This is a genomic window from Olsenella profusa F0195, from assembly GCF_000468755.1.
Taxonomy (GTDB): Bacteria; Actinomycetota; Coriobacteriia; order Coriobacteriales; family Atopobiaceae; genus Olsenella_F; species Olsenella_F profusa.
The window spans coordinates 1-1242 of sequence record NZ_AWEZ01000027.1 but is presented as its reverse complement, the minus strand read 5'-3'; the positions used below and the strand labels follow the sequence as shown (position 1 = coordinate 1242).

The following is a 1242-nucleotide window of genomic DNA, read 5'->3' as shown; positions in this document are numbered from 1 at the left end:
GGGGTAGTGTCGGAAATGTTGGTGTAGCAACCTAAGCTGTCCCAGAATCTTTGGGCATCTCTATCCCATGCTGCCCCCATTCTGTCCGCAAGCTCCAGGCTGGCCCTGATGGCCTGCTCCGCGACGGCGCGGAGCTCCTCCCGGCGCTGCTCGCTCGGCTCCTCCGGTCGCATGCGCCCCTCGTAGAGCTCGGAGATCTTCGCCTCCGAGAAGTACCGGGACTCCGACCACACGTCGTCCTGCTCGCACATGACGGCGCCCACCAGGCGGGTGAGCGAGGCCTCCGACGGGAAGACCTGCACCACCCTCGACCCGCGCCTTGTCTCCCTGTTGGTGCGTTCCTGGAGACTATTGGTGCGCAGGCGCTTCCAGTGGGAGGGCGGGAAGTCGAGGTAGGCCAAGGCGTCGGGCTCGGCGGCCTCCCGGACCCTGGCGGCGCCCGGGCAGCACTCCTCGAGCATGTCGGCCGCCAGGTGGCACGTGGCCCCGGCCTGCCCGGCGCCCCTGGCGCGGAAGACCGGCGCCACGATCCTCGCCACGCGGCGGCGGAGCTGGCGGGACCCCGCCTCGCGCACGCAGTCGCGCACCAGGTGCACCGCGCACCTCTGCCAGGCGGCGCCCTGGAAGACCTCGGCTATCGCCCTCTTGAGTCCCTCGTGGGCGTCGGAGGCGACGAGCGCCACCCCCTCGACCCCGCGGGCCCTGATGGTCCTCGGGGACGCGAGCCAGGGGTCGTGGGACTCCGTGTCGACGACGGAGAGCCCCAGGGCGCGCCGCCAGCCGCGCCCGTCGCAGCCCAAGGCGGTGACGACGGCCGTGGAGGCCGCCCGGCCGCCCCTGCGGCACCTCACGTAGGTCGCGTCCAGCCACAGGTAGGGCGTGCGGCACCCCGAGAGGCCACGTCCGAGCAGCTCCGCCACGTCGGCGTCGAGGTCGCGCGCCATCGCGCCCGCCTGGTCCTTCGACAGTCCCCCCACGCCCATCCTCTCGGCCACGCGCCGCGCCTTGCGGGTGCTCGCGCCCGTGGCGCACGTCTCGGCCACCGCAGCCGCCAGCGCTCTGTCCACGCGCTGGTGGCGCGCCAGCACGTCCTCGGGGAAGAAGCTGCCCCGCCTCAGCTTGGGCACCCTGAGGTTGAGCGTCCCCGCGCAGGTCTGGGGCCTGCGCTCGCGATAGCCGTCGCGGACGTTGCTCCCGTCGCAGGGCTCGTCTGCCTCGGCGCTCATGATCTCGTTGGCTATG

The 1242-nt window shown here is 72.5% G+C and carries 1 protein-coding gene; it reads right to left on the bottom strand.

Features of this window, described 5'->3' with window-relative positions:
* The coding region (locus tag HMPREF1316_RS03440) for an IS256 family transposase (protein WP_198009564.1) at positions 1-1226 on the bottom strand (1226 nt) is incomplete at its 3' end.
* Positions 1227-1242 lie beyond the last annotated feature (16 nt).